Annotated in this window: 23 protein-coding genes; 10 read left to right on the forward strand and 13 right to left on the reverse strand. The window is 73.9% G+C overall.

What is annotated here, in order from left to right:
* Nucleotides 1-433 precede the first annotated feature (433 nt).
* The 6 genes from ACFQ80_RS09285 to ACFQ80_RS09310 all read left to right on the forward strand — a co-directional run bounded on the left by ACFQ80_RS09285 (nt 434) and on the right by ACFQ80_RS09310 (nt 8,910).
* Nucleotides 434-1,360 carry a carbohydrate ABC transporter permease gene (locus ACFQ80_RS09285; protein ID WP_430563441.1) on the forward strand — a complete coding sequence of 309 codons (927 nt, stop codon included), beginning with the start codon at nt 434-436 and terminating at the stop codon, nt 1,358-1,360.
* The gene (locus ACFQ80_RS09290; protein ID WP_430563442.1) at nt 1,357-2,292 is read left to right on the forward strand and encodes a carbohydrate ABC transporter permease; all 936 of its coding nucleotides are present in this window, start codon (nt 1,357-1,359) and stop codon (nt 2,290-2,292) included. The genes ACFQ80_RS09285 and ACFQ80_RS09290 overlap by 4 nt, the downstream gene beginning before the upstream one ends.
* Before the next feature lie 71 nt (nt 2,293-2,363).
* Nucleotides 2,364-3,683, forward strand: a complete 1,320-nt coding sequence (locus ACFQ80_RS09295; protein ID WP_430563443.1) for an extracellular solute-binding protein — start codon at nt 2,364-2,366, stop codon at nt 3,681-3,683.
* On the forward strand, nt 3,683-5,599 hold the full coding sequence (locus tag ACFQ80_RS09300) for a BNR-4 repeat-containing protein (RefSeq protein WP_430563444.1): 1,917 nt from the start codon (nt 3,683-3,685) through the stop codon (nt 5,597-5,599). The genes ACFQ80_RS09295 and ACFQ80_RS09300 overlap by 1 nt, the downstream gene beginning before the upstream one ends.
* A 90-nt stretch (nt 5,600-5,689) precedes the next feature.
* Nucleotides 5,690-7,972, forward strand: coding sequence for an FAD-dependent oxidoreductase (locus ACFQ80_RS09305; RefSeq protein ID WP_430563445.1), 2,283 nt, complete (start codon nt 5,690-5,692; stop codon nt 7,970-7,972).
* An 83-nt stretch (nt 7,973-8,055) separates the two neighbouring features.
* Nucleotides 8,056-8,910, forward strand: coding sequence for a LacI family DNA-binding transcriptional regulator (locus tag ACFQ80_RS09310; RefSeq protein ID WP_430563446.1), 855 nt, complete (start codon nt 8,056-8,058; stop codon nt 8,908-8,910).
* 38 nt (nt 8,911-8,948) lie between these two features.
* Here ACFQ80_RS09310 and ACFQ80_RS09315 read toward each other — a convergent pair whose 3' ends face one another.
* Entirely contained in the window at nt 8,949-9,740 is a 792-nt protein-coding gene (locus tag ACFQ80_RS09315; protein ID WP_430551570.1) for a DeoR/GlpR family DNA-binding transcription regulator, read from the reverse strand.
* 81 nt (nt 9,741-9,821) lie between these two features.
* Between ACFQ80_RS09315 and ACFQ80_RS09320 the strand changes: the two genes are divergently transcribed.
* A complete protein-coding gene (locus ACFQ80_RS09320; protein ID WP_430563447.1) occupies nt 9,822-10,865 on the forward strand; it encodes an acetylxylan esterase in 1,044 nt (347 codons plus the stop codon).
* Here the strand turns inward: ACFQ80_RS09320 and ACFQ80_RS09325 are convergent.
* The 8 genes from ACFQ80_RS09325 to ACFQ80_RS09360 form a co-directional block, all read right to left on the reverse strand.
* On the reverse strand, nt 10,834-12,087 hold the full coding sequence (locus ACFQ80_RS09325; protein WP_430563448.1) for an alpha/beta hydrolase: 1,254 nt from the start codon (nt 12,085-12,087) through the stop codon (nt 10,834-10,836). The genes ACFQ80_RS09320 and ACFQ80_RS09325 overlap by 32 nt on opposite strands.
* Nucleotides 12,088-12,154: 67 nt before the next feature.
* Nucleotides 12,155-12,844, reverse strand: coding sequence for a response regulator (locus tag ACFQ80_RS09330; protein ID WP_430563449.1), 690 nt, complete (start codon nt 12,842-12,844; stop codon nt 12,155-12,157).
* Nucleotides 12,841-14,061 carry a sensor histidine kinase gene (locus tag ACFQ80_RS09335; protein WP_430563450.1) on the reverse strand — a complete coding sequence of 407 codons (1,221 nt, stop codon included), beginning with the start codon at nt 14,059-14,061 and terminating at the stop codon, nt 12,841-12,843. The genes ACFQ80_RS09330 and ACFQ80_RS09335 overlap by 4 nt, the downstream gene beginning before the upstream one ends.
* Before the next feature lie 44 nt (nt 14,062-14,105).
* Nucleotides 14,106-14,549 carry an SRPBCC domain-containing protein gene (locus tag ACFQ80_RS09340; RefSeq protein ID WP_430563451.1) on the reverse strand — a complete coding sequence of 148 codons (444 nt, stop codon included), beginning with the start codon at nt 14,547-14,549 and terminating at the stop codon, nt 14,106-14,108.
* 28 nt (nt 14,550-14,577) lie between these two features.
* On the reverse strand, nt 14,578-14,925 hold the full coding sequence (locus ACFQ80_RS09345) for an ArsR/SmtB family transcription factor (RefSeq protein WP_430563452.1): 348 nt from the start codon (nt 14,923-14,925) through the stop codon (nt 14,578-14,580).
* Nucleotides 14,922-15,392, reverse strand: a complete 471-nt coding sequence (locus ACFQ80_RS09350; protein ID WP_430563453.1) for an SRPBCC family protein — start codon at nt 15,390-15,392, stop codon at nt 14,922-14,924. The genes ACFQ80_RS09345 and ACFQ80_RS09350 overlap by 4 nt, the downstream gene beginning before the upstream one ends.
* Nucleotides 15,393-15,479: 87 nt before the next feature.
* Entirely contained in the window at nt 15,480-16,697 is a 1,218-nt protein-coding gene (locus tag ACFQ80_RS09355) for a pyridoxal phosphate-dependent aminotransferase (protein ID WP_430551565.1), read from the reverse strand.
* A gap of 8 nt (nt 16,698-16,705) precedes the next feature.
* Nucleotides 16,706-17,623 carry a helix-turn-helix transcriptional regulator gene (locus ACFQ80_RS09360; protein ID WP_430563454.1) on the reverse strand — a complete coding sequence of 306 codons (918 nt, stop codon included), beginning with the start codon at nt 17,621-17,623 and terminating at the stop codon, nt 16,706-16,708.
* 102 nt (nt 17,624-17,725) lie between these two features.
* Between ACFQ80_RS09360 and ACFQ80_RS09365 the strand changes: the two genes are divergently transcribed.
* Together ACFQ80_RS09365 and ACFQ80_RS09370 are read left to right on the forward strand one after the other, a co-directional pair.
* Nucleotides 17,726-19,171 carry an MFS transporter gene (locus tag ACFQ80_RS09365; RefSeq protein WP_430563455.1) on the forward strand — a complete coding sequence of 482 codons (1,446 nt, stop codon included), beginning with the start codon at nt 17,726-17,728 and terminating at the stop codon, nt 19,169-19,171.
* Nucleotides 19,172-19,256: 85 nt separating this feature from the next.
* Nucleotides 19,257-19,937, forward strand: a complete 681-nt coding sequence (locus ACFQ80_RS09370) for an SDR family oxidoreductase (protein WP_430563456.1) — start codon at nt 19,257-19,259, stop codon at nt 19,935-19,937.
* 42 nt (nt 19,938-19,979) lie between these two features.
* Here ACFQ80_RS09370 and ACFQ80_RS09375 read toward each other — a convergent pair whose 3' ends face one another.
* Genes ACFQ80_RS09375 through ACFQ80_RS09385 form a run of 3 tightly spaced genes read right to left on the reverse strand, consistent with a single transcriptional unit; the run spans nt 19,980 to nt 21,664 of the window.
* The gene (locus ACFQ80_RS09375; RefSeq protein ID WP_430563457.1) at nt 19,980-20,678 is read right to left on the reverse strand and encodes a class I SAM-dependent methyltransferase; all 699 of its coding nucleotides are present in this window, start codon (nt 20,676-20,678) and stop codon (nt 19,980-19,982) included.
* A gap of 5 nt (nt 20,679-20,683) precedes the next feature.
* Entirely contained in the window at nt 20,684-21,049 is a 366-nt protein-coding gene (locus tag ACFQ80_RS09380) for a cupin domain-containing protein (RefSeq protein ID WP_430551560.1), read from the reverse strand.
* Nucleotides 21,050-21,079: 30 nt separating this feature from the next.
* The gene (locus ACFQ80_RS09385; protein ID WP_430563458.1) at nt 21,080-21,664 is read right to left on the reverse strand and encodes a hypothetical protein; all 585 of its coding nucleotides are present in this window, start codon (nt 21,662-21,664) and stop codon (nt 21,080-21,082) included.
* Nucleotides 21,665-21,901: 237 nt separating this feature from the next.
* On the opposite strand from ACFQ80_RS09385, the gene ACFQ80_RS09390 reads away from it, so the two are divergent.
* Complete coding sequence (locus ACFQ80_RS09390) at nt 21,902-23,641, forward strand: pyruvate dehydrogenase (protein ID WP_430551558.1); 1,740 nt, start codon at nt 21,902-21,904, stop codon at nt 23,639-23,641.
* Between the two features lie 48 nt (nt 23,642-23,689).
* Here the strand turns inward: ACFQ80_RS09390 and ACFQ80_RS09395 are convergent, their stop codons facing one another.
* Nucleotides 23,690-23,941, reverse strand: coding sequence for a hypothetical protein (locus ACFQ80_RS09395; protein WP_430551557.1), 252 nt, complete (start codon nt 23,939-23,941; stop codon nt 23,690-23,692).
* Nucleotides 23,942-24,021: the final 80 nt, after the last annotated feature.

Consider the following 24,021-nt stretch of genomic DNA (forward strand, 5'->3'; position numbering starts at 1 on the left):
CCCTACCGTCGGGCGCACCCGGAGGACGGGGCCCTGCCGCACGAGCACGAGGAGCGCACATGCACGACGGACGAGAACGCCATCGCCCACCGCCGGCCTCGGCCGCCGACGCTTCCTCCCGGCCGCGGCCGGCGTGGGCGCCGGGGGCGCGTTGGCGCCAGGCGCCCCGGCCCGAGCGGGTGCCGTACCCCGCCTGCGGCCCCCCCCCGCCCCCCCCCCGGGGGGCCCCCGCGCCCCCCCCCCGGGGGGCTCGCGGGCCTCTCGCGTGTTCACTGTTGTGTGATGTTGTGTTCCGATCTGTTCACTCGCGGGCCAAGTTGTTACCGCACCGAGACCGCAGGAGTTTGACCAGATCGGCCAAGATCGGCCAGAGTGTGTCGCGGACACCAGCTCATCACCCTCGTTGCCGAGGTTGACCCACAGGGACGTGGACATGACGAGTTCACAAACTCACACTCTTGAACACAGAAACTCACAGACGACACCACGACGGCTCAGCGACGGACAGTTCGCCGTCCTCCTGCTCCTGCCGGGCGTCGCGCTGCTGGCCGGCGTCGTGCTCTACCCGCTCATCGCGGCACTGGTCACGGCGTTCTTCGAGCAGAGCCTCGTGCTGCCCGGACGCACGTTCGTCGGGCTGCAGAACCTCGTGGACGTGCTGCAGGGCGACTTCCTGCGGCTGTTGCGCCAGACGCTCGTCTTCACGCTCGGCACCACGATCCTGCCGTTCGTGGTCGGCTTCGCCCTCGCGCTGGCGCTGAACACGAGGATCCGCGGCGCCAAGGTGCTGCGCGGCCTCATGCTCATCCCCTGGCTCGTGCCCGGCGTCGTCGTCTCGTTCCTGTGGATGTGGATCTTCAACGCCAACTACGGCGTGATGAACGCGCTGCTCCAGACGGTCGGCCTCGTGGACGAGCCGCAGGCGTGGCTCGCCCAGCCGGGCACCGCGATGGGCGCCGTGATCCTCGCGAAGACCTGGCAGTCGTTCCCCTGGATGATGGTCATGCTCCTGGCCGGCCTCCAGACCGTGCCGGTCGAGCTGCACGAGGCCGCCGAGATGGACGGTGCGGGTACCGTGCGCCGGTTCTTCTCCATCACGCTGCCCCACCTCAAGGGCATCGTCGGCCTGGTGCTGCTGCTGGAGTTCATCTGGAACTTCCAGCACTTCGACATCATCTACGTCCTCACCGGCGGCGGCCCCGCGGGTGCCACCCAGACGTTCGCCACCGCCGTGTACGAGACCGCCTTCCAGGGCTACGACCTCGGCAAGGCCGGCGCGCTCGGCCTGCTGTGGATGGTCCTGCTCATGGCGCTCGTCGTCGTGTACGTCCGCTTCTCGGAGAAGGGAGAGGAGCGATGAGCGCGACGACGCAGCTCCCCGCCGCGCCCACCCCACCGTCGGCGCCCTCCCCGGCCGACGACGCGCCCCGCCCGCCGCAGCGCCTCCGCCGCGGCGCGCTGCGGTCGGAGCGCCCCGGCGTGCGGATCGCCGCCTGGGCCACGGTCGTCGTCTGCGGCGGGTTCGGCCTGCTGCCGGTGTACTGGCTGCTCGCCACGTCGCTCACGCCGCGCGACCAGGTGTTCAGCTACCCGCCGAAGTTCTTCCCGTCGGCGCCGACGCTGGACGCGTTCGCCTCGCTCGCCTCGAACGACCAGCTGTTCGGCTACCTGCGCAACAGCGTCATCGTCTCGGTGATCACCGCGGTGCTGTCGGTGCTGGTCTCGGCGTACATGGGGTACTCGTTCTCCAAGTTCCGCTACCGCGGCCGTCGCTCGCTCATGTACCTGGTGCTGGCGTCGCAGATGTTCCCGCAGGCGCTGCTGCTGGTCACGCTCTACAGCGTGTTCAGCGCCTACAACCTGCTGAACACGTACACCGCGCTGGTGCTGAGCTTCACCACGTTCACGCTGCCGCTGTGCGTGTGGATGCTCAAGGGCTTCTTCGACACCATCCCCGACGAGCTCATCGAGGCGGCGCGGGTCGACGGCGCCTCCCGGCTGCGGATCATCCACTCGATCGTGCTGCCGCTGGCCGCGCCGGGCCTCATCGCCGCGGGGCTGTTCGCCTTCGTCCGCGGGTGGAACGACTTCGTCTTCGCCCTCACCCTCGCCGGCCCGGAGAAGCAGACCCTGCCGCCCGGCCTGGTCAACACGTTCATCGGCGAGGCCTCGACGGCGTGGCCGGAGCTCATGGCGGCGTCGCTCGTCGTCTCGCTCCCGGTCGCCATCGCGTTCATCGCCCTGCAGAAGTACCTCGTCGGCGGCCTCACCGCCGGCGCCGTCAAGGGCTGACCGAGCCCGCGACGCCCGTCGTCTCCACCCACCTTCCCCACCCCGAACGACCCTCGATGCGGAGGACCCCCATGTCTCTCACCCTTCCCCAGAGCACCATGTCGCGACGTCGCGTGCTCCAGCTGCTCGGCATCGGCGCCGGCACCGCCGCCCTCGCCGCCTGCGCGCCGTCCGCCGGCTCCGCGACCGGCAGCGCCGCGTCGGCCGCCGCGACCGGCGGCGCGAAGACGGACTTCGCGTTCTCGTCGTGGTCGTTCACCGAGGAGGCCGCGGCCCCGGCCCTCGAGGCGATCGTCAAGGCCTACCAGGACCAGGCCGGCGTCACCGTGAAGGACGTCTCGTTCCCCTACAACGAGTACATCAACCAGCTCACGCTGCAGGTGAAGGGTGGCCAGTTCACCGGCGCGGCGCACGTCGACGTCGCGTGGCTCGGCTCGCTCGCCGCCATGGGCAAGCTGCAGGACCTGTCGGCGCTGACCGAGGGTCGCGGCTACACCGACGCGGCGCTGTCGGCGGCCCAGTTCGACGGCGTGCAGTACGGCCTGCCGTGGACCATCGGCGCCATCGGCCTCGTCGCAAACTCCGAGATCCTGCAGAAGGCGGACATCGACCCCGACGCCTTCCCGGCGACGGTCGACGAGTTCGAGAAGGCGCTCAAGGACCTCAAGGGCCTCGGCGGCGGGCTGATCCCCTACGCCGCGTCCACCAAGGCGGCCCAGCTCAAGGACATCCTCATCTGGATGGAGACGTTCGGCAGCCCGCTCGTCGACGGCGACACCGTCACCATCGGCGACGACGCGTCCGTCGAGGCCGTGACCTGGTACAAGTCGCTGTACGACCAGAAGCTCATCGCCGCCGACGTCGACCGCTTCGACGCCCGTTCCCTGTTCGCGCAGGGCCGCGCCGCGATCTACGACGACGCCCCCGTCGGCCGCAACGCCGTCCAGGAGGAGTCGCCCGACAAGGACCTCGGCAGCAAGCTGACGCCGCTGTCCCGCCCGGTGCTCACGGCGGGCGAGACCCCCCGCGCGCTGGTGTGGGGCGGCGCGATCGCCGTCGTCGACGGTGAGGGCGCCGGGACCGCCGCCGACTTCGCCCAGTTCGCGACGTCCGACCTCGACACGGTGCTGGCCGACTACGAGGTGCGCGGCCTGCCCCCCGTCACCACGGAGGCGCAGCAGTCCGACGTCGTCGCCGCCGACACCTTCGGGTCGCTGTTCAACGAGCGCATCACCGCGACGTCGACGAGCAACCCGTTCTGGAAGTTCACCGCGTACTCGCAGGTCGAGACGGTCATCGCCGAGCAGGTGCAGGCCGTGCTGGTCGGCAAGACCGACGCGAAGACGGCCATGAAGAAGGCCGGCGAGGCAGCGCAGAAGCTGGTCGGCTGATGGGCCGCCGGACCGCCCGCGGGGTCGCCCTCGCGTCGGCGGCGCTCGCCCTGGTCGCCGGCACGTCCCTCGCCGGCGCGGCGTCGGCGGCGCCCGCCGGCGTGACCGCGCAGGGGAAGCACGCCGAGACGATCGAGCAGCTCCCCTACCCGGTGGACCGCTCCAACAACGCGGGCTGGTGGACGCCGCTCGACGTGGTGGACGGCGTCACCTACATGGCGTTCGACTCCCCCGCCGCCGACGCCGCGCGCCACGAGGTGCACGTCGCGGCGAAGGGCGCCGACGGCGCGTGGACCGTCGGCTGCCTGCGCGCCGACGACGGGTCCTGCGCGACGTTCCTCGACGACAGCGGGCACGACCAGCCGTCGATCGTCGTGGACGGCGAGGGCACGATCCACGCGTTCGTGTCGATGCACCACGTGCCGTGGCAGTACTACCGCTCGACGACGCCGGGCGACGTCACGTCGCTGGTCGACGCGAGCGCCGACCTGCCCGACCAGGGCGTCCCCATGACCTACCCGGTCACGGCGCGCGGCGCCGACGGCGACGCGTACGTCATGGTGCGCGGCGGCCGGGACGAGGCCACCGTGCGCGACGGCCGCCTGTACCGCTTCGACACCGCGGCGGGCACCTGGTCGCGGGTGGCGGTCTTCGCCTCGGGCACGGGCGCGTCGGTCTACCCGGACGACCTGGAGGTCGGCACGGACGGGCGCCTGCACGTGCTGTGGGAGTGGCACCGCTGGGCCGCCGGCCCGTACCGGCACCTGGGCTCCTACGCGGTCTACGACCCGAAGGACGACTCGTGGCACGACGCCGCGGGCAACGCCCTGAGCACGCCGATCGCCCCGTCCGCGGGCGGCGCCGTGGTCTACCAGCCGTTCGCCGACGGCGAGTCGCTCCAGACGGACGGCCCGACGGTGCAGACCGCCAAGCTGGCCGTGCACGGCGACACGCTCGCCGGCGTCGTCTACCGCTACGCCGCGGCGAAGGCCGACGGCACGCCGGACCGCTTCGACGTGCGGTTCGCGCAGTGGGACGGCTCCGCCTGGCAGCGGGAGACCGTGATCGACGCCGCCGACCTGGGAGCCGGGACCGACACCGTGGCCGCGCTCGACGCCACCTCCGCGGCGGGGACCACCCGGGCGTACGCCGTCGTGCAGGGCACGGTCGACGGCCAGGTCCGCACGCAGGTGGTCCGCGCGGAGCGCGGGCTGGACGGCGGGCAGTGGCGCTTCGCCGGGCTCGGCGACGTGCAGGTGGGGCAGCAGCGCCTCGCCGCGCGCACGATCCGCACCGGCCCCTCGTCGGGCACGGACGTGCTGTACGTGAGCGCCGCCGAGTCGGGGCCGACGTCGGGCACGCTGTTCCACGCCCGCGTGCCCCGCACGGGCGGGCCGCTGGTCGGCAGCCCGATCGCGGACGTCGTGGCGGGGGTCCGCGGCGACGACGGCGGCGAGGACGGCGGCGACCCGGGCACCCCGGGGCCCACCGGCAACCTCGCCCTCGGCGGCACCGTCACGGCGTCGTCCGCGCTGCGCGCCGACACGGGCGGCGACAAGGCCGTGGACGGCCTCCTCACCGACGCCAGCCGCTGGATCTCCGCCGCGGACGACGCCACCCCCACGCTCACCGTCGCCTGGGACGACGCCGCCCCGGTGGCGTCGGTCCGGGTGCACAGCGGCTACCGCGCCGCCGTCGACCCGGCCTCGGCCGTGCTGCGCGACTTCACCGTCGAGCTGCACACCGCCACCGGCTGGGTCGAGGTCGGCTCCGTCACCGGCAGCACGTCGGGCACCGTCACCGTCCCCACCCCCGGCGTCACGGCCGACCAGGTCCGCCTGGTCGCCACCGACCCGTCGGCGTCCGAGACCGACGTCGCCCGAGTCTTCGAGATCGAGGTGCTGGCCGCGGGCTGACGCCCGTGCCCCGCGCCGCACACCCACCCCTGCACCACCAGAAGCACCGCGTTCGACCAGCACAACCACCGGATTGAGGACTGAGAGATCATGCGCACGCAGACCGTCGAGGCGGACGTCGTCGTCGTCGGAGGAGGGCTCGCCGGCGTCAGCGCGGCGGTCGCCGCCGCGCGGCTGGGCCGCCAGGTGGTGCTGGTGAACAACCGGCCCGTGCTGGGCGGCAACTCCTCCTCCGAGGTGCGGGTGTGGGTGTGCGGCGCCACCGCGCACGGCAACCAGCGCTGGGCCCGGGAGACCGGGATCGTCGGCGAGATGTACGTCGAGAACCAGTACCGCAACCCGGAGGGCAACCCGGTCTACTGGGACGACGTCGTGCTGGACACCGTCCGCCGGGAGAAGAACATCCGGCTGTTCCTCAACACGGACGTGCGCGACGTCGCCGCGACCGGCCCCGACGACGCGCGCCGCATCGAGTCCGTCACGGGCTGGACGATGGGCTCGGAGATCCTCACGACGTTCACCGCGCCGGTCTTCCTCGACTGCACCGGCGACGGCCTGGTCGGGCACCTGGCGGGCGCACGGTACCGGCTCGGCAAGGAGTCCCAGGCGGAGTTCGGCGAGGAGTGGGCGCCGCCGGAGCCGGTGCGCGAGTTCCTCGGCTCCACGCTGCTCTTCTACACCAAGGACCTCGGCCACCCGGTGAAGTACGTGGCGCCGGAGACCGCGATCGACATCACCACCACGCCCATCCCGATGAACCGCGTGATCCGCAGCGGCGACTCGGGCGCCCACTACTGGTGGATCGAGTGGGGCGGCGAGCTCGACATCGTCGACGACAACGAGCGCATCCGCGACGAGCTGCGCGGCGTGATCCTCGGTATCTGGGACTACATCAAGAACTCCGGCAAGTTCGACGCCGACAACCTCACGCTCGAGTGGATCGGCAACGTGCCGGGCAAGCGCGAGTACCGCCGCCTGATCGGCGACTACACGCTGCACCAGGGCGACGTCGTCGACCAGACCGTCTTCGAGGACGGCGTCGCGTTCGGCGGCTGGTCCATCGACCTGCACCCCGCCCAGGGCATGTACGCCGAGGGCGCGGGCGCGCTGCAACGGTTCTCCGAGGGCGTCTTCGAGATCCCCTACCGCTCCCTGTACTCGGTGAACGTGGAGAACATGCTGTTCGCGGGTCGCGACGTGTCCGCCACGCACATCGCCTTCGGCGCCGCGCGCGTCATGGCGACGTGCGGCGCGATGGGCCAGGCCGCGGGCACGGCGGCGGCCCTGTGCGTGGAGCACGGCACCACCCCGCGCGGGATCTACACCGACCACCTCGACGAGCTGCGCCAGACGCTGCTGCGCTGGGACGCGCCCGCCGTCGGCATCGCCAACACCGACACGCACGACCTCGCCCGCCGCGCCCGGGTCACCGCGTCCAGCACGACGACGCGGGTCGCCGCGCCCGTCGCCGAGCCCAGCGACGGCGACCCCTACGACGCGTACGACGTCTACGACCTCGACGTCGACCTCGGCATCGTGCTGCCCGTGGACCCGCGCCTCGACACGGTCGAGCTGCTCGTCTCCGCCCGCCGCGACACGACGCTGTCGGTCGAGGTGTTCTCCACCGGCAAGCCGCAGAACGTGGTGCCCGCCCACCTGGAGGCCAAGACCGACGTCGTCGTGCCGGCGGGCGACGAGCGCTGGGTCACGGCGCACGTGCCGTTCGCCCCCGACGTGCCGCAGAACGCCGTCGTCGTGCTGCGCGCCAACCCGGACGTCGCCGTCCGCCTCACCTCCCCGCTGCCGGCCGGGGTGCTCACGCTGGTGCACCGCGTCGACAACGACGACCAGAACGTGCAGATCAGCTCCGAGGAGCTGCTGGTGCAGTGGCCCACCAAGCCGCTGCGCGGGCGGTCCGTCGTGTTCCGCGCCGGCCCGGACACCCGGGCGCTCGCGCCGGAGCGTGCGACGAGCGGCTACCACCGCAACCACGGCGGCCCGAACCTCTGGGCGTCGTCGCCGATGGTGGCGGGCCGCGACGAGTGGCTGCGCCTCGACTGGGACGAGCCGGTGACCGCGCGCGAGGTCCGCCTCGTGCTCGACGACGACCTCGACGTCGAGCTGAACACCCTGCACCACCACCGCACGCCCGACGAGATCATGCCGACCCTGGTCAAGGACTACCGGGTCGAGGTGCTGCCGGCGGACGGGGGCGACTGGGTGACGGTGGCCGACGAGACCGACAACCGGTGGCGCCTGCGCACCCACCCGCTGCCCGACGACCTCGGCGCGCTGCGGGCCGCGCGGCTCGTCGTCCGCGCCACGAACGGCTCGGCGCAGGCCCGCGTGGTCGCGCTGCGCGTGCAGGAGTGACCGTGCCCCATGCAGGACTCGCCCGCACCGCGCGCAGCGTCGCGACGGTGTCCCGGACGGCGGACCGGGCTACGCTGACCGCCGTGCACAGGAAGGAGCGCACCGGCATCGTGGCGCTCGCCGTGCCGGACCTCGAGGAGCCGTACTTCGCCGAGCTCACGGCGCTGCTCGTGCGGCGCGCCGACGAGCGCGGGCTGTCGATCCTCATCCAGCAGACCGCGGGCGACCACGAGCGCGAGGTGGACGTCGCCAACGGCATCGGGCTGCCCCCGACCGACGGGCTCATCCACATCCCCCGCGCCCTGTCCGTGGCCGACCTGACGCGCCGCACCTCCCCCGGGCCGTTGGTGCTGCTCGGCGAGCACATCCTCGTCAGCCCCTTCACGCACGTGACGATCGACAACCGGGCCGCGTCGTACGCCGCCACCGAGCACCTGGCGTCGGTCGGGTGCCGGCGGGTCGCGTTCGTCGGCCCGCGGGACGCGCGCCCCTCGGACGCCGCCGACCGCCGGTACGCCGGCTACCGCGAGGCCGTCACCGCGCTCGGGATCGCGGACGACCCCGCGCTCGTCGCCCAGGTCGAGTCGTTCACCCCCGCCGAGGGGCGGCGCGCCGTCCGCGACCTGCTGGAGCGTGGCGTCGAGCTCGACGGCATCGTCTGCTCCAACGACTCCGTCGCGTTCGGGGCGCTGCCCGCCCTGCACGAGGCCGGGCGGCGCGTCCCCGACGACGTCGCCGTCGTCGGGATCGACGACGTGCGCGGCGCGCAGTTCGCGACGCCGTCGCTCACGTCCGTCTCCCCCGACAAGGAGGCCCTCGTCGAGCGCGCGCTGAGCGAGCTGGAGCGGCAGATCGCCACCCCGCCGGGTGCCAACCTGCCGGTGCAGCACGTGGTCGTGGACGCGCGCGTCGTGCCGCGCGCGAGCACCGCCCGCTGACGGGTGGCGCCGCCCGACAGCGTGCCGGGGCACGGCGGTCAGTCGACCGGCACCACCCAGAGCTCGCCCACGTGCGCCTCCAGCAGCTCGCGCGCGTCGTCGTCCAGGCCGTCGTCCGTGACGAGGTGCTCCACCTCGTGCAGGTCGACGATCGTCGTGAGGCCGACGACGCCCCACTTGGTGTGGTCGGCGAGCACGACGGCGTCCTGGCCCGCGGCCAGCAGCGCGCGGTCCGTCTCCGCCTCCAGCAGGTTGGGCGTCGTGAGGCCCGCGTGCAGGTCGACGCCGTGCACGCCGAGGAACGCGAGGTCGAGGTGCAGGTGCTCCAGCGACCGGACCGCGACGGGGCCCACGAGCGCGTCGGACGGCGTGCGCACCCCGCCGGTCAGCACCACGGACTGCGTGTACGGCTCGTCGGAACGGTCGGGGCGGCGGAACACCTCCGCGACCGGCAGCGAGTTGGTCACCACGGTGAGGTCCGGGACGGCGCGCAGCTCCTGGGCGAGCACCCACGCCGTCGTGCCGCCCGAGAGCCCCACGGCCATGCCGGGCTCCACGAGCTGCGCGGCGCGGCGGGCGATGGCCCGCTTGGCCCCGACCTGCTGCTGCACCCGCGAGGCGAACCCGTGCTCCTGCACGGCGCCCGCGTCCCCGCGGGTGGTGGCCCCGCCGCGCACCCGGTCGAGCTCGCCCGCGTCCGCGAGCGCCTCGATGTCCCGGCGCACCGTCATCGCGCTGACGCCCAGCTCCTGCGCCAGCTCCGTGACGCTCGCGGCGCCCCGGCGGCGCACCTCGGCCACGATCCGCGACCTGCGTTCTGCGACGAGCACCCGCTCCCCTTTCGACCCGCGGCACAGTCTGTCACGCAGCGTGCCGCCCGTTCCCCCGGACCTCGAGAACCTGGAGCTCCCGTGACCCTGCCCGCCCCCTACGACGCCTGGTTCCCGGACAGCCCGATCGACGGCACCTACGGGTACGACGAGGCCGGCCTGCGGGCCGTGCCGCCCGCCGCCGAGCCGGACGGCTTCGCCGACCTGTGGCGGTCGTGGCACGCCGCGGCGCGCGGGGTCCCCGCCGACGTCGTGGCCGAGCCGGCGGGCCGCCGGGGAGCGCACGAGGTCTCCGTGGTGACGTTCACCGCCGACGGCGGTCTGCGCCTGCGCGCGTGGCTGGCGCTCCCCGTGGACGGCCCGGTCCGGGTGGGGATCGTGCACGGCCACGGGTACGGCGGGCGCGAGGCGCCGTCGTTCGAGCGGGTGCCGCACGACGCGGCGGTGATCTTCCCCGTCGCGCGAGGGCTCGGGACGCTCAACGCCGGGGTCGGGGCGCCGGACGTGAGCACCGCGCACGTGCTCGCCGGGATCGAGGACGTCGAGGCGTACGTGCTCGGCCGCTGCGCCGTCGACCTGTGGCACGCCGCGACCGCGCTGCAGGAGGCGCTGACCGACGTCCCGGGCGTGCCCGCCGACCTTCCCCTGTACTACGCGGGGACCAGCTTCGGCGGCGGCGTCGGCGCGCTGGCCGTGCCGTGGGACGACCGGTTCGTGGGCGCCACGCTGGAGGTGCCGAGCTTCGGCCAGTACGACGAGCGCCTCGCCGTGCCGTGCACCGGCAGCGGCGAGGCGCAGCGCGCGTACGTGGCGGAGCACCCGGAGGCCCGCGCGGTCCTCGCGCTCACCGACGCGTCCGTCGCGGCGACGTACCTGCGGGTGCCGACCCGCGTGGAGTGCGCCCTGTGGGACGCGCACGTGCCGCCGCCCGGGCAGTTCGGCGTGGCGGCCGGCGTCTCCGCCGCCGAGCGCGCCGGGACCGGGGCGGAGCTGGAGCTGGCGGTGCACTCCGCCGGTCACGCGGAGTACCCGGGCCAGGCGCGCGAGATGGCGGCGGCGTTCGCCGCCACCCGCGGCCACGTCAAGCGGGCGGTCAGCCGCGCGACGTCGCCGCGTCTTCGGTGAAGAAGTCGAGCAGCAGCTGACGGCTGGTCTGCGAGGTGAGACTGCCGTAGGCGTCGTCGAACGCGTGCTCCGCGAACGGCAGCACCTCGACCTGGGTGTCGACCCCCTGCTCGGCGAGGGCACCGCCGAGGTCGGTGACGGTCCCCGGCCGGGCGCTGCGGTCGCGGTCGCCGACCACCAGGAGGGTACGGGGCAGGCCGGGGCCGACGTGGCTGGTCGGGGACACCTCGCGGTAGCGGTCGGGGTGCTCCTGCGGCGTGCCGCCGGTGAACAGCTCGGCGGCCTCCCGGGTACCGGCCACGTCGTCCGCCCACATCCGGGCGACGTCGGTGCCGGGGTAGAAGCCGACCACCGACGCCGGGGGCTCGACGGCGGCACCGTCGGCGGCGGCGAGGGTGCCCTCCTGGAGGCGGTAGGCAGCGTCCAGCGCGAGCGTGCCGCCCGCTGACATCCCGCCGAGGGAGACCTGCGCCGGGTCGACGCCGTACTCGTCGGCGTGCTCCCGCACCCAGGCCAGCGCCGAGGCGAGGTCCTGCGGCGCCTTGTCCCAGGTCGGCCGGTCGGCGCGGGCCAGGCGGTAGTCGACGGCGAAGACTGCCACGCCGTGGTCGGCGAGCCAGCGGCCGGTGCCGCGCAGGTCGCTCTTGTCGAAGGTGTGGAAGCCGCCCGCGTGGGCCAGGACCACGGCCGGAACCGTGGTGCCCGGCGTGCTGTCAGGCACGTAGACGTCGACGTCGAGCGGCTCGCCGTCGGGGCTCGCGAAGGTCGTGGTGTCGTCGGCCACCACGTCGGGATAGCCGACCTCGGAGAGGACCGAACCCCAGGAGACGTCGGCTCCGGCGTCTTGCGCGGTCTGAAGCTGGACGCCCCCGATCGCGAGCGCCCCGACGGCGGACGCCGCGGCGACCGCCGCGACCGTCCGGCCCCAGCGCACCGTGCCGCCGAGCCAGGCGAGGGCCGCGAGGGCGGCGGCGAGCACCGCCAGCATCGCGACGTGGAACGGGTACTGCCCGCCGAGCACGGGCCCGATCACCCCGATCCTCGGGATGGCGGGGACGTACGCCCCGAGGACGATCGCGACGGCGAGGAAGGCGAGGACCGACGCCACGAGGGCGCTCAGGGTCCGCAGGACCCGGACGGGCCGCGACCGCCGGCGGTCGGGGTCGCGGCGGGCGCGCGGTGCGGGCGGGGTCAGGACGGGGTAGGTCACGGAGGAGGTCATGCCACGACGCTAGGAACGGGGTACCCGCTCCCACCTCCCGCCACGGAGCCAACTTCCGGCCTGGCTCTCAGGTAGGGGGTGTCCGAGGTGCCGTGCGTCCCGGGGCGACGAGGCCCGACTCGTAGGCGTAGACGGCCGCCTGCGTGCGGTCCCGCAGCTGCAGCTTCGCCAGGATGCTGCCCACGTGCGTCTTGACCGTCTGCTCGGCGACGACGAGCTCGGCGGCGATCTCGGCGTTCGACAGCCCCTGGGCCACGCACGTCAGCACCTCGGTCTCGCGGCCGGTGAGCGCCTCGACCCGCGCGCCGGGCACGGGCCGGCCCGGGCCGCTCAGCCGCGAGAACTCCGTGATGAGCCGCCGGGTGATCTCCGGGGACAGCAGTGCGTCGCCCGCGGCCACGACGCGCACCGCATCGGCGAGCTGCGCCCCCGACGCCTCCTTGAGGAGGAAGCCGCTGGCGCCGGCGCGCAGGGCCTCGTACACGTACTCGTCGAGGTCGAACGTGGTCAGCACGAGGATCTTCGCGGCCAGGTCGGGGTCGCCCACGATCTGGCGGGTGGCCTCGATGCCGTTCGTCCCCGGCATCCGGATGTCCATGACGACCACGTCGGGCCGCAGCTCCCGCGCGCGGGCCACCGCCTCCGCACCGTCGGCTGCCGTCGCGACCACCTCGACGTCCGGCTGCACGCCCAGGAGCACCGAGAACGCCTCGCGCACCATCGCCTGGTCGTCGGCGATCACCACCCGGATCGTCATGCGGGACGCTCCTCACTGGTCGGCGCCGCGAGCCGGGCGGCAACCTCGTAGCCGCCGTCGGGCGTCGGGCCCGCGGTCAGGTCCCCGCCGAGCATGGCGGCCCGCTCGCGCATGCCCGGGATCCCGTGCCCGGCGCCCGGGAACGCGGTCGCCGGGCGGCTGCCGGGGCTGTTGACCACCCGCAGGCGCAGGACGTCCGGGGCGTAGTCCAGCTGCACCCGCGCCGCCGCGCCGGGGGCGTGGCGCAGCGTGTTGCTCAGCGCCTCCTGCACGATCCGGTACGCCGACAGCTCCACGCCGTCGGGCAGCCGGCGGCGGGCGCCGGAGACCGCGGTCGTGACGTCGAGCCCGGCCGCCCGTACCCCGGCGACCAGCTCGTCGAGGCCGTCCAGGGTGGGCTGCGGGGCGTCGGGAGACCCCGCGTCGGGGCGTTCCTCGGAGCGCAGCACCCCGAGGATGCGCCGCAGCTCGGTCAGCCCGGACAGCGCGCCCGCGCGGATGTCGCCGAACGCGCCGACCAGCTCCTCGGGCGGGGCCGGCACCCGGTGGGGGGCGGCGTCCGCCTGGATCGCGATGACGGACATGTGGTGCGCGACGACGTCGTGCAGCTCGCGGGCGATGCGGGTGCGCTCCTCCAGCACGGTGCGCGCCGCGCGCTCCTGCGCGAGGGCGACCTCCTGCTCCGCGAGCCGGGAGCGGACCTCCCGCGTGCCGCGCGCCCCCGCCGCGGCGGCCACCGCGGCGGCGAACATCGCCAGCACGATGAGCGTGAAGCGCCACGGGCCCATCTCTCCTGCCGCCAGCAGGACGCCCAGCATCACGAGGCTCAGGCCGACGGTCTCGAGGGTCACCCGCCAGGGGTTGCGCAGCGCCACCAGGAAGAGCAGCCCGGCATGCACCGCCCACGCCCACCCCACGTAGGTGGCGAACGACGGCACGAGCGCGACCACCGGGAGCGTCGCCAGCGACAGCCACCACGCGGGCAGCGGCCACCACAGCGCCACGACGAGCAGGGCCACGTGGAGCACCGCGACGACCCGCGTCGGGACGTCCTCGGTGGCCGTGACCGCCGCGAACGCCGCCACCGCGACGATCGCCCCGTGCGGCAGCCGGCGCAGGGCCCGCGGGCCGCGCATCGGCGGCATCGGCTGCGGGGCCAGGGTGAGCAGGTCGCGGCGCACCATGCCAAGCGCCTCGCGCACCCCGCTCCCGACCATCCGCCCAGTATGGCCGCCGGTCGGGGACGGCTCCCGACGCGGCCTCAGTTCCAGTTGTCGATCTTCACGTCCCGGGGCGACGGCGCGGCGTCGCCGCCCTCGACCAGGGCCTTGAGGCTCTGCAGGAACGTGGCCCACTTGGTGCTGCAGTGGTGCATGAACTCGACGGGCTCGCGCCAGCCGCGGTGCGCGAACAGCAGGATCGTCCAGTCGCCGTCCTGGCGCAGGTCCCACTCGACCGTCGTGCCGACCCACTCGTCCGGGCCGCCGACGACGCGCCACACCACGCGCTCGCGCGGTCGCAGCTCCTCGACCTCCATCACGAACCCGCCGTCGGGGAAGCGGAACTCGATCTTCCCGCCGAGGCCGGCGTCGCCGGTCGTCTCCTCGGTCCACCAGCCGGCGAGACCGTCCACGGTCGTCAGCGCGTCGTACAGCTCCTGGGGCGTCGCGGTCGTCGTCCCGATCCTGTGCAGGATGTCCACCATCGTCGTGCTCCTCTCAGCTCGGTGCTGCTCAGCTCTGCCGTGAGCTCTGGATCGCCTCGGCGATCCCCTTGATGCGCTGCAGGCGGTGGTCCCAGGTGCGGCCGACGGCGGCCAGCTGGTCGGCGGCGCGCGCGAGCTGGGCGGCGTCGACCTCGCACCGCTTCTCCCGGCCCGCGGTCGTCGACCGGACGAGCCCGGCGCGGTCGAGCACGTCGAGGTGCTTCGCCACGGCCTGCCGCGTCACCGGCAGCTGCCGGCTCAGCGACGACGCGGTACCGCCGCCGTCGGCGAGCAGCAGGTCGAGGATGCGGCGCCGGGTGGGGTCGCCGATCGCGGACCAGAGCGCGTCGTCGACGGGCGACGACATCTCGGTCATGAGCGGACCTCCAGCGACGCCGCGTAGGTCACCAGCCGCGGCAGGTAGTAGGTCCAGCCCTCGACGTGCTCGCGGTAGCGCTGCTCGAGGACCGCGATCTCCCAGCCCTGCTCGCGGAAGCCGGTCTCGGTCATGCGCAGCAGCGTCCCGTCGCCCGACGGCACGAGCTCGAAGGTGACGAGCAGGGAGTTGCCCGGCGCCGCCTCCTGCCCCGCCGGGTGCGTCCAGCGGAACGAGAAGGTCCGCGGCGGCAGCGACTCGACGACGGTGAGCTGCTCGACCGTCCGGTCGGCGCCCTCGCCGAACGCGATCTCCCCGGTGCCGCCCGGCGCGGGGTCGTACCGGGCGTCGTCCGGCCACCACTGGCGGACGTGCTCCGGGCTGCTCACCACCTCGAAGACGACCTCCGGCGCCGCCTCGACGTAGACCTCCCGTTCGATGCTTCCCAGCTCGCTCGTCGACCCCATGACCCCTCCTGCAACTAGTGGTTGCGCATCACCGTAGCCCGCAGGCCAGGGATACGCAACCACTAGTTGCAGAACGGGTGGGTCTCGCTACCGCCGACGCGTGGCCAGGAACTCCCCGATGCGGCCGATCGCCTCGGTGAGGACCTCCTCGTCGGGCAGCGTGACGAGGCGGAAGTGGTCGGGCTCGAACCAGTTGAACCCGGTGCCGTGGGTGACCAGGATCTTCTTGGCCCGCAGCAGGTCGATGACGAACGCCTCGTCGTCCTCGATCGGGTACATCTCCGGGTCGAGACGCGGGAAGCAGTACAGCGCGCCCTTCGGGCGGACGGACGTGACGCCGGGGATCTCGTTGAGCAGCTTGTCGGCCAGCATCGCCTGGTCGTAGAACCGGCCGCCGGGCACGATGAGCTCGTCGATCGACTGGTAGCCGCCCAGCGCCGTCTGGATGGCGTGCTGCGCGGGCACGTTCGCGCACATGCGCATGTTGGCCAGCAGGGTGAGGCCCTCGAGGAACTCGGTGGCGGTCTCCTTCGGGCCCGACACCATGACCCAGCCCGCGCGGTAGCCGCAGACGCGGTACGCCTTGGACAGGCCGCTGAACGTCAGGCACAGCACGTCGTCGCCCGCCGCGGCCGCGGCGTGGTGGTGCGTGGCGCCGTCGAACAGGATCTTCTCGTAGATCTCGTCGGTGAGGACGACGAGGTCGTGGCGGCGGGCGATGTCGACCATCGCCTCCACCATCTCCTTGCTGTACACGGCGCCGGTGGGGTTGTTCGGGTTGATGATCACCATGGCGTGCGTGTTCTCGGTGATCTTCGACTCGAGGTCCTCGAGGTCCGGCATCCAGCCGTTCTCCTCGTCGCACCGGTAGTGCACGGCCGTACCGCCGCACAGCGTGACGGCGCCCGTCCACAGCGGGTAGTCCGGCGCGGGGACGAGGATCTCGTTCCCCTCGTCGACGAACGCCTGCAGCACCATCGAGATGAGCTCCGAGACGCCGTTGCCGATGAACACGTCGTCCACGCTCGTGTCGCGCAGCCCGCGCGACTGGTAGTACTGCGCCACCGCGGTGCGTGCCTCGTAGATGCCGCGGGAGTCGCTGTACCCCTGCGCCTCCGGCAGGTGGTGCACGACGTCGGCCTGGATGGCCGCCGGTGCCTCGAAGCCGAACGGCGCCGTGTTGCCGATGTTCAGCTTGAGGATGCGGTGGCCCTCGGCCTCGAGGCGCTGGGCCTCGACGAGGATGGGACCGCGGACGTCGTAGCGGACGCCGCGGAGCTTGCGGCTCTGTCGGATGGTGCGCACGGGGACCATCATCCCCCCGCCGGAGCGGTGCCCGACACGGCCAATCCGCAACCAGCGGCCCCGTCGTCCCGCGACGTGACGGCGGGCGCCGCCCCCACCAGCGCGTCCAACCGCTCCAGGCGTTGCGCGGTCACGTCGTCGGCCGGCGTCATGACGATGATGCGGTCGCCGCGGGCCCGGTCCAGCCACAGGCTCTGGAAGTGCACGTCGAGGCGGCCGGCGCGCGCCGAGGTGTAGTGCCGCAGCTGGGTGCCGTCCCCGGCGACGTCGTACGACTCCCAGTGCCGCACGAAGTCCGCCGACGACGCCCGCAGCCGCGCCAGCAGGGCGGTCCAGCGGGGGTCGTCGCGATGCTCGGGCTCGCGGGCCCGCAGCCGGGCGGCGATGTTGTGCAGCACGACGTCCTCCGCGTCGCCGAGCGCCCCGCGCCAGCGCGGCTCGGTGAACATCAGCCAGGCGCAGTTACGGTCCTCCGCCGGCCGGGCGTCGAGGTCGTCGAACAGGTAGCGGTACGCCCGGTTGGCCGCGAGCAGGTCGTAGGCGTCGGTCTGCACCGCCGCCGGGTACGGGAGCAGCCCGGCGAGCACCGCGAGCTGTTCCGGTCGCACCCCGGGCGGCGGTCCGGGCGCGACGGCGGTCTCACGGCCGGCGAGCACCATGAGGTGGCGGCGCTCGGCGTCGTCGAGCCGCAGCACCCGGGCGACGGCCTCGAGCACCTGGTCCGAGACGTTCCTGGCCCTCCCCTGCTCGAGCCACGTGTACCAGGTCACCCCCACGCCGGCGAGCTGCGCCACCTCTTCGCGGCGCAGCCCCGGCGTGCGGCGCCGGCCGCCGGCGGGCAGCCCGACGTCGCCGGGCGCCACGCGTCCGCGGCGCTCGCGCAGGAAGGCGCCGAGGGCGGCACGGTCGGGGGTCGTCGAGGTCACCGCCCCAGTGTCGCTCCCGCCCGGGCACGCAACCAGGTGGTGGTGGTACCACGATCGGCAGGCTCCTGGTACCAGGATGGGCGCGGGCGCACCGTCGTCGTCATGACCACCACCACCCCGCCCGCACGACGCGTCGCGCGACCCGTGACGGCGTCGCCGCGCGCGCTCACCGGCCTCGGGCTCGCCGTCCTGCTCGTCGCGTACCTGCCCGTCAACATGACGTTCGGGTCGGTCAACCTGCTCGCCCCGGCCATCACCGCGGACCTCGGCACCGCGGTCTCGGGCGGGCAGCTCGTCCTGTCCGCGTACACGACGACCTTCGCCGCGACGCTGGTCGTGGCAGGCCGGCTGGGCGACCGCTACGGGCGACGGCGGCTCCTCGCCGCGGGCCTCGCGGCGTTCGCCGTGCTCTCCGTGCTGGCGGCGTTCGCCCCGACGCTGCCCGTGCTCGTGGCGCTGCGCGCGGGGCTCGGCGCCGCCGCGGGGCTGTTCACCCCGCAGGTGCTGTCCACCATCCAGGCCACCGCGCCCGACCGTCTGCGCACGCTCGGCGTCACCCTGTTCACCGCCGTCAGCGGCGTCGCGACCATCGCCGGGCAGGTCCTCGCGGGAGCCGTGGCCGGCGTCGCCGGCGACCACCTGGGCTGGCGCGAGGTGCAGGCCGCCACCGGGGCGATCGCCGTCGCGGCCCTGCTCGCGCTGCGCACCGTGCCGGAGTCGCGGTCGACGGCGCCGCTCGCCCTCGACCTGCGCGGCGCCGCCCTGCTGGCCGCCGGCCTGCTCCTGCTCGTGGTGCCGCTGACGCTCGGCGCGTCCGCCGGCTGGCCGCCCGCGCTGCTCGGGATGCTCGCCGCGGCGGGCGTCGTCCTCGGCCTGTTCGCCCGGTCGCAGCGCGCCGCCGAGCGGCGCGGTGAGCTGCCGGTCGTGCCGCCGAGCGTGCTGCGCACCCGCGTCGTGCGGGACGGGCTGGTGATGACCCTGCTGTTCTTCACCGGCTACGGAGCGTTCCTCTACGAGATCTCAGCGCTCACGCAGGGCGCGCTGGGCGCCGACGCCTGGGGGACGGTCGTGCTGCTGCTCGGCTTCGGCGGCGCGTTCGTCGCCACGGCCCTCGCGACGCCCGCCATCGAGCGGCGCACCGGGCGCTGGACGATGACCGGCGCCGCCGTCGCGCAGGCCGCCGTGCTGGGCGGGCTCGCCCTCGTCGTCGGCGGCGGGCACGCCGGGACGACGGCGGCCCTGCAGCCGCTGCTCATGGCCCTCGGCGCCGCCCAGGCGCTCATGTACGGACCCGTGCTGCGCACCGTCCTGTCACGCACGCCCACCTGGGCGGCCGGCGTCGCGGGCGGGCTGTTCACCACCCTGCAGCAGCTCGGCCTCGGCCTCGGGGTCGCCGTGCTCGGCGGGCTGTTCCAGGCCGTCGCGGCGCAAGGCGGGGTGCCCGACGCCCCCGGCCTGCCGCGCGGGTTCGTCGTCGCCGTCGGCGTGCAGGCCGTGCTGGCGCTCGGCTTCGCCGTGCTGGCCGCCCGGATCGCGCGGGCCCGCTGACCGCGGGTTCCCCTGCCCACGGTGGCGACCCGCCCGCGGGCGCTTACGGTGGGAGTCCGGTCCCTCGCCCCGTTCGGAGGTCGTCATGAAGGTCGTCGTCATCGGTGCGCTCGGCAAGGTCGCGCGCCAGCTCCTCCCGCTGCTCGCCGACGGTGGCACGGGGCCGGTGGTCGACGTCGTCGGGGTGGTGCGCAAGCCCGAGCAGGTCGACCGTGTCGCCGACCTCGGCGCCGAGCCCCTCCTGCTGGACGTGGAGCACGCCGGCACCGACGAGATCGCCGCCGCGCTGACCGGCGCGGACGCCGTCGTGTGGTCCGCCGGGGCGGGCGGCGGCGACCCCCAGCGCACGTACGCCGTCGACCGCGACGCGGCGATCCGGTCCATGGACGCCGCCGCGAGCGCCGGAGCGCGCCGGTACGTCATGGTGTCGTGGGTGGGCTCGACGCCGGAGCACGGCGTCCCCGAGAGCGCGGGCTTCTTCGCCTACGCGGACGCGAAGCTGGCCGCGGACGACCACCTGCGCACCACCGACCTGGACTGGACGATCCTCGGCCCCGGCACGCTGACGGACGAGCCGCCCACCGGGCGCATCGCCGTCCTGCCCGAGACCGGCGCCGTGCCCGCCGGGACGGACACGAGCGTGCCGCGCGCCGACGTCGCGCAGGTCGTGGCCGCGACACTGCGCGAGCCCGCGACCGTGGGGCGCTTCGTCCGGTTCTCCGCCGGGGAGACGCCCATCCCCGCGGCGCTGCGCACCCTGGACTAGAGCGGGCGCCTTCGTCAAGGTTTCGTTCACGGCGCTGACCGCCTACCGCGACAGCGACGCACGGCCGATCGTCGAGCGCTTCACGGACGCCGCCCGACGCCGTGCGCTGATCGCGCCGTGCGGGCGCACGCCCGGGTCGGTGCGCTCCGCCGTCTCGACGACGTCGAACCCCGCCCGCACGACCCGCGCCGCCAGCTCGTCGACGGGCCAGAACCAGGCGGTCGTCACGGCGTGGTCGAACGGCTCGACGCGCGGGCCGCGGCAGAACCCGAGCAGCAGCCCGCCGCCCGGCGCGACGGCGCGGGCGAGCTCCGCGAGCACGTCGTCCACACCCGTGCAGTCCTCACCCGTGCCGTCCCCACCCGTGCCGGCCACAGCCTCGGGCGGGGTGTGGATGAGCGAGTACCAGGCCAGCACGCCGCCGAGGCCGCCGTCGGGCACGCCGAGGTCGGCGAGCGAGGCACGGCGGAACGGGACGCCGGGGTACGCCGCCCGGGCGAGGGCCAGGAACGGTTCCGCGAGGTCGACACCCTCCGCGTCGAGGCCCTGCCGGGCGAGGAAGTCCGTCCAGTGCCCCGGCCCGCACCCGGCGTCGACGACGCGCCCGGTCAGCCCGGCGGCCCACCGCTCGACGAGCGCCCGGTCGTCGTCGTGCACGGCGTCCATGGAGCCGAACAGGTCCGTGTACTCCTGCGCCCGGGCCGCGTAGGCGGCACTCGGGTCGTGGGCCGTCGAGGGCACGGTGCTCAGCCGAGCTCGCGCAGCGGCGCGGTCCGCTCGCCGCCGGCGTCCCCGGTGTTGACGGTCGCGGTCGGCTCGACGAGCAGCGCGTGCACCTCGCCGTCGGCCCGCGGGCAGTGCTCGACGCCCCGCGGCACGACGAACACGTCCTGCGGCCCGAGGACGACGTCACGGTCCCGGAGCTGGATGGTGAGCCGCCCGCTGAGCACGAGGAACAGCTCGTCCGTGTCGTCGTGCGTGTGCCACACGAACTCGCCGTCGAGCTTGACCACCTTTACCGCGTAGTCGTTGACGCTCGCCAGCAGGTGGGGCTGCCAGGGCTGCGCAATGCTCTCGAGGGCGGTCCGGATGTTCCTCACGTCGCTGCTCATCCGGTCAGCGTAGGCACGCGGCGACCTCGCTCAGGAGGGCTCGGGGGAGATCCGGTCCTGCAGGTCGAACAGCTCGTCGGCCGCGGTCGACGCCTCGGGGTCGGTGTCGACGTCGTACGCGGCGCTGGTGCGCCAGGCGAGGTCGTGCACGCGGGGCTCCTGCGCGGCGTCCGCGGCGACGATCGTGCGGACCGCCTCGACGGTCCCCTGCTGCGGGATGCGGACCAGGGAGCGCTCGGCGATCGCGGCGCCGCGCGCCGCGTCGTCGGCACCCTCGACCCGTGCCTGCCGGCGGGCCACGGAGGCGAGGACGCCGCCGGTGATCGGCCCGAGGACGGCGGCAAGGAGCACGGAGTAGAGCAGCGTCCGGGTCACGGTCAGGTCGGACGCCACGGTGAGCACGGCGAAGGCGAGCACGGCGACGAGCACGTACCAGACGTAGCCCAGTCGGGAGACCGCCCGGTACCAGCCCGGCTGGGGTGGGGCGGTCATGACGGCCGAGACGCCGTCGAGTCGTCCGAGGGCCTCGCGGATCGCGGCGGGGTCGCCGTCGGGGCTGGTGAGGAACGTCAGTCCCGACCGCTCACCGGTGACCAGCCACGCGATCTCTGCCATCGGGCCACTCCTCCGTCTCGGGATGCCGCCGTGTCCGCGACAACGGCGCGCGGCGAGGCGGCCGACGGCAGCCCGCCAGGAACCTAGCAGAGCGGGTCGTTCCCCGGACGCGGGCAGGCAGGGGGACGACGCGCGCTCCAGGGACGGTGTGCCACCTCACGCCCCGACGTCCTGCGGAAACACGGCGTCGGAGGCAGGATCGAGACGGACCAGCCGCCGTCATCAGGAGGTCTCGTCATGGCCCGCACCGTCGCCGAACACCTCGTCGACCAGCTCGTCGCCGCCGGCGTGAAGCGCATCTACGGGATCGTCGGGGACTCCCTGAACCCCGTGGTCGACGCCGTCCGCCGCACCGACGGCATCGACTGGGTGCACGTGCGCCACGAGGAGGCGGCGGCGTTCGCGGCCGCCGCCGACGCCGAGGTGACGGGCGAGCTCGCCGTCTGCGCCGGGTCGTGCGGGCCGGGCAACCTGCACCTCATCAACGGCCTCTACGACGCCAACCGGTCGCGGCTGCCCGTGCTCGCCATCGCGTCGCACATCCCGAGCGCGCAGATCGGCACGCAGTTCTTCCAGGAGACGCACCCGGACCGCATCTTCAACGAGGCGTCCGTGTTCTCCGAGCTGATCTCGTCGCCGGCCCAGCTGCCGCGGGTCACACGGTCGGCCATCCAGCACGCGCTCGCCGCCCCGGGCGTCGCCGTGCTCACCCTGCCGGGCGACGTCGCCGACGAGCGCGTGCCCGACGACGACGCCCCGATCCTCGTGCCCGGCGCGTGCCCCGCGCGCGTCGTGCCGAACGACGGCGACGTCGAGGCCCTCGCCGACGCCATCAACCAGGCCAAGAAGGTCACGCTGTTCGTCGGCGCCGGGGCGCGCGACGCCCGCGACGCCGTCCTGGAGCTCGCCGACCTGGCGGCCGCGCCGGTCGGCCACTCGCTGCGCGGCAAGGAGATCATCCAGTACGAGAACCCCCACGACGTCGGCATGTCCGGCCTGCTCGGCTACGGCTCCTGCCACGAGGCGATGCACTCGGCCGACCTGCTGGTCCTGGTGGGTACCGACTTCCCGTACGACTCGTTCCTGCCCGCCGACGTGCGCACCGCGCAGATCGACGTCGACGCCTCCCACCTCGGTCGCCGCACCCGCCTCGACCTGCCCGTGCACGGCGACGTCGGCGAGGCCCTGAAGCTGCTCAACCCGCTGATCAAGCGCAAGAAGGACCGCAAGTTCCTGCGCTCCATGGTCGACAAGCACGCCGGGATCATGACCAAGGTCGTCGGCGCGTACACCCGCAACGTGGAGAAGCACACGCCCATCCACCCCGAGTACGCGGCCGTGCAGCTCGACGAGACGGCGGCCGACGACGCCGTGTTCACCGTCGACACCGGCATGAACAACGTCTGGGCGGCGCGGTACCTCACGCCCAACGGGAAGCGGCGCGTCATCGGGTCGTTCATCCACGGGTCGATGGCGAACGCCCTGCCGCACGCCATCGGCGCCGCGTTCGCGGAGCCCGGCCGGCAGGTCGTGGCCCTCGCCGGCGACGGCGGGCTGTCGATGCTGCTGGGCGAGCTCATCACGGTCCGCACCTACGACCTGCCGGTGAAGGTCGTCGTCTTCAACAACGCGACGCTCGGCATGGTGAAGCTCGAGATGCTGGTCGAGGGGCTGCCGTCGTACGGCACCGACTCCCCGCCGGTGGACTACCGCAACATCGGCCTCGCCGTCGGGATCCCGTCCGTCCGCGTGGAGCGCCCCAAGGACCTGCGCCGCGCCCTCGCCGACGGCCTCGACCGCAAGGGCCCGGCGCTCATCGAGGTCGTCACCGACCCCAACGCCCTGTCCATCCCGCCGTCCATCACGTCCGGCCAGATCCGCGGCTTCGCCACCGCGATGACGAAGCAGATCTTCGGCGGCGGCATGGGCGAGGTCATGTCCATGGCCCGCTCGAACCTGCGGAACCTGCCCCGGTAGCGGCGGTGCCGGCACGGCCGCCTCATGGCGGCCGTGCCGACCCCCCTGCTAGTAGCTGAGCATCGTGTACCAGTAGGGGTTCGAGGCGCTCCCGTGCTTGCCGCAGTACTCGCGGATCGTCACCTTGTACCCCTGGTTGTTCAGGGAGACCATCTTGTTGAACGTGCCCGCGTAGCAGTTGACGCGGCTGTCCCAGCTCCAGCCCCAGGTGGTGGCCTGGGCGGGGGCGGCCGACACCAGGGCGGCGACGGCGATCCCGAGGGTGGCCATAGCCCCCACGACGGCGCGACGAAGCTTCACTCGACTGTCCTCCTGCGATTGACGTGACCTCACGGACAGCCGGAAGGTAGCGCATCACCGCAGGTCGCGCGCGGGGTGAC

Source organism: Isoptericola sp. NPDC056578 (genome assembly GCF_042793275.1).
Taxonomy (GTDB): domain Bacteria; phylum Actinomycetota; class Actinomycetes; order Actinomycetales; family Cellulomonadaceae; genus Isoptericola.

What these genes read in the sequence shown, in the direction of transcription:
- ACFQ80_RS09325 (WP_430563448.1), bottom strand. Translation starts at nt 12,087, where the DNA reads ATGACCTCCTCCGTGACCTACCCCGTCCTGACCCCGCCCGCACCGCGC.
- ACFQ80_RS09365 (WP_430563455.1), top strand. Translation starts at nt 17,726, where the DNA reads ATGACCACCACCACCCCGCCCGCACGACGCGTCGCGCGACCCGTGACG.
- ACFQ80_RS09345 (WP_430563452.1), bottom strand. Translation starts at nt 14,925, where the DNA reads ATGACCGAGATGTCGTCGCCCGTCGACGACGCGCTCTGGTCCGCGATC.
- ACFQ80_RS09370 (WP_430563456.1), top strand. Translation starts at nt 19,257, where the DNA reads ATGAAGGTCGTCGTCATCGGTGCGCTCGGCAAGGTCGCGCGCCAGCTC.
- ACFQ80_RS09350 (WP_430563453.1), bottom strand. Translation starts at nt 15,392, where the DNA reads ATGGGGTCGACGAGCGAGCTGGGAAGCATCGAACGGGAGGTCTACGTC.
- ACFQ80_RS09335 (WP_430563450.1), bottom strand. Translation starts at nt 14,061, where the DNA reads ATGGTCGGGAGCGGGGTGCGCGAGGCGCTTGGCATGGTGCGCCGCGAC.
- ACFQ80_RS09290 (WP_430563442.1), top strand. Translation starts at nt 1,357, where the DNA reads ATGAGCGCGACGACGCAGCTCCCCGCCGCGCCCACCCCACCGTCGGCG.
- ACFQ80_RS09390 (WP_430551558.1), top strand. Translation starts at nt 21,902, where the DNA reads ATGGCCCGCACCGTCGCCGAACACCTCGTCGACCAGCTCGTCGCCGCC.
- ACFQ80_RS09385 (WP_430563458.1), bottom strand. Translation starts at nt 21,664, where the DNA reads ATGGCAGAGATCGCGTGGCTGGTCACCGGTGAGCGGTCGGGACTGACG.
- ACFQ80_RS09380 (WP_430551560.1), bottom strand. Translation starts at nt 21,049, where the DNA reads ATGAGCAGCGACGTGAGGAACATCCGGACCGCCCTCGAGAGCATTGCG.
- ACFQ80_RS09330 (WP_430563449.1), bottom strand. Translation starts at nt 12,844, where the DNA reads ATGACGATCCGGGTGGTGATCGCCGACGACCAGGCGATGGTGCGCGAG.
- ACFQ80_RS09295 (WP_430563443.1), top strand. Translation starts at nt 2,364, where the DNA reads ATGTCTCTCACCCTTCCCCAGAGCACCATGTCGCGACGTCGCGTGCTC.
- ACFQ80_RS09300 (WP_430563444.1), top strand. Translation starts at nt 3,683, where the DNA reads ATGGGCCGCCGGACCGCCCGCGGGGTCGCCCTCGCGTCGGCGGCGCTC.
- ACFQ80_RS09340 (WP_430563451.1), bottom strand. Translation starts at nt 14,549, where the DNA reads ATGGTGGACATCCTGCACAGGATCGGGACGACGACCGCGACGCCCCAG.
- ACFQ80_RS09305 (WP_430563445.1), top strand. Translation starts at nt 5,690, where the DNA reads ATGCGCACGCAGACCGTCGAGGCGGACGTCGTCGTCGTCGGAGGAGGG.
- ACFQ80_RS09285 (WP_430563441.1), top strand. Translation starts at nt 434, where the DNA reads ATGACGAGTTCACAAACTCACACTCTTGAACACAGAAACTCACAGACG.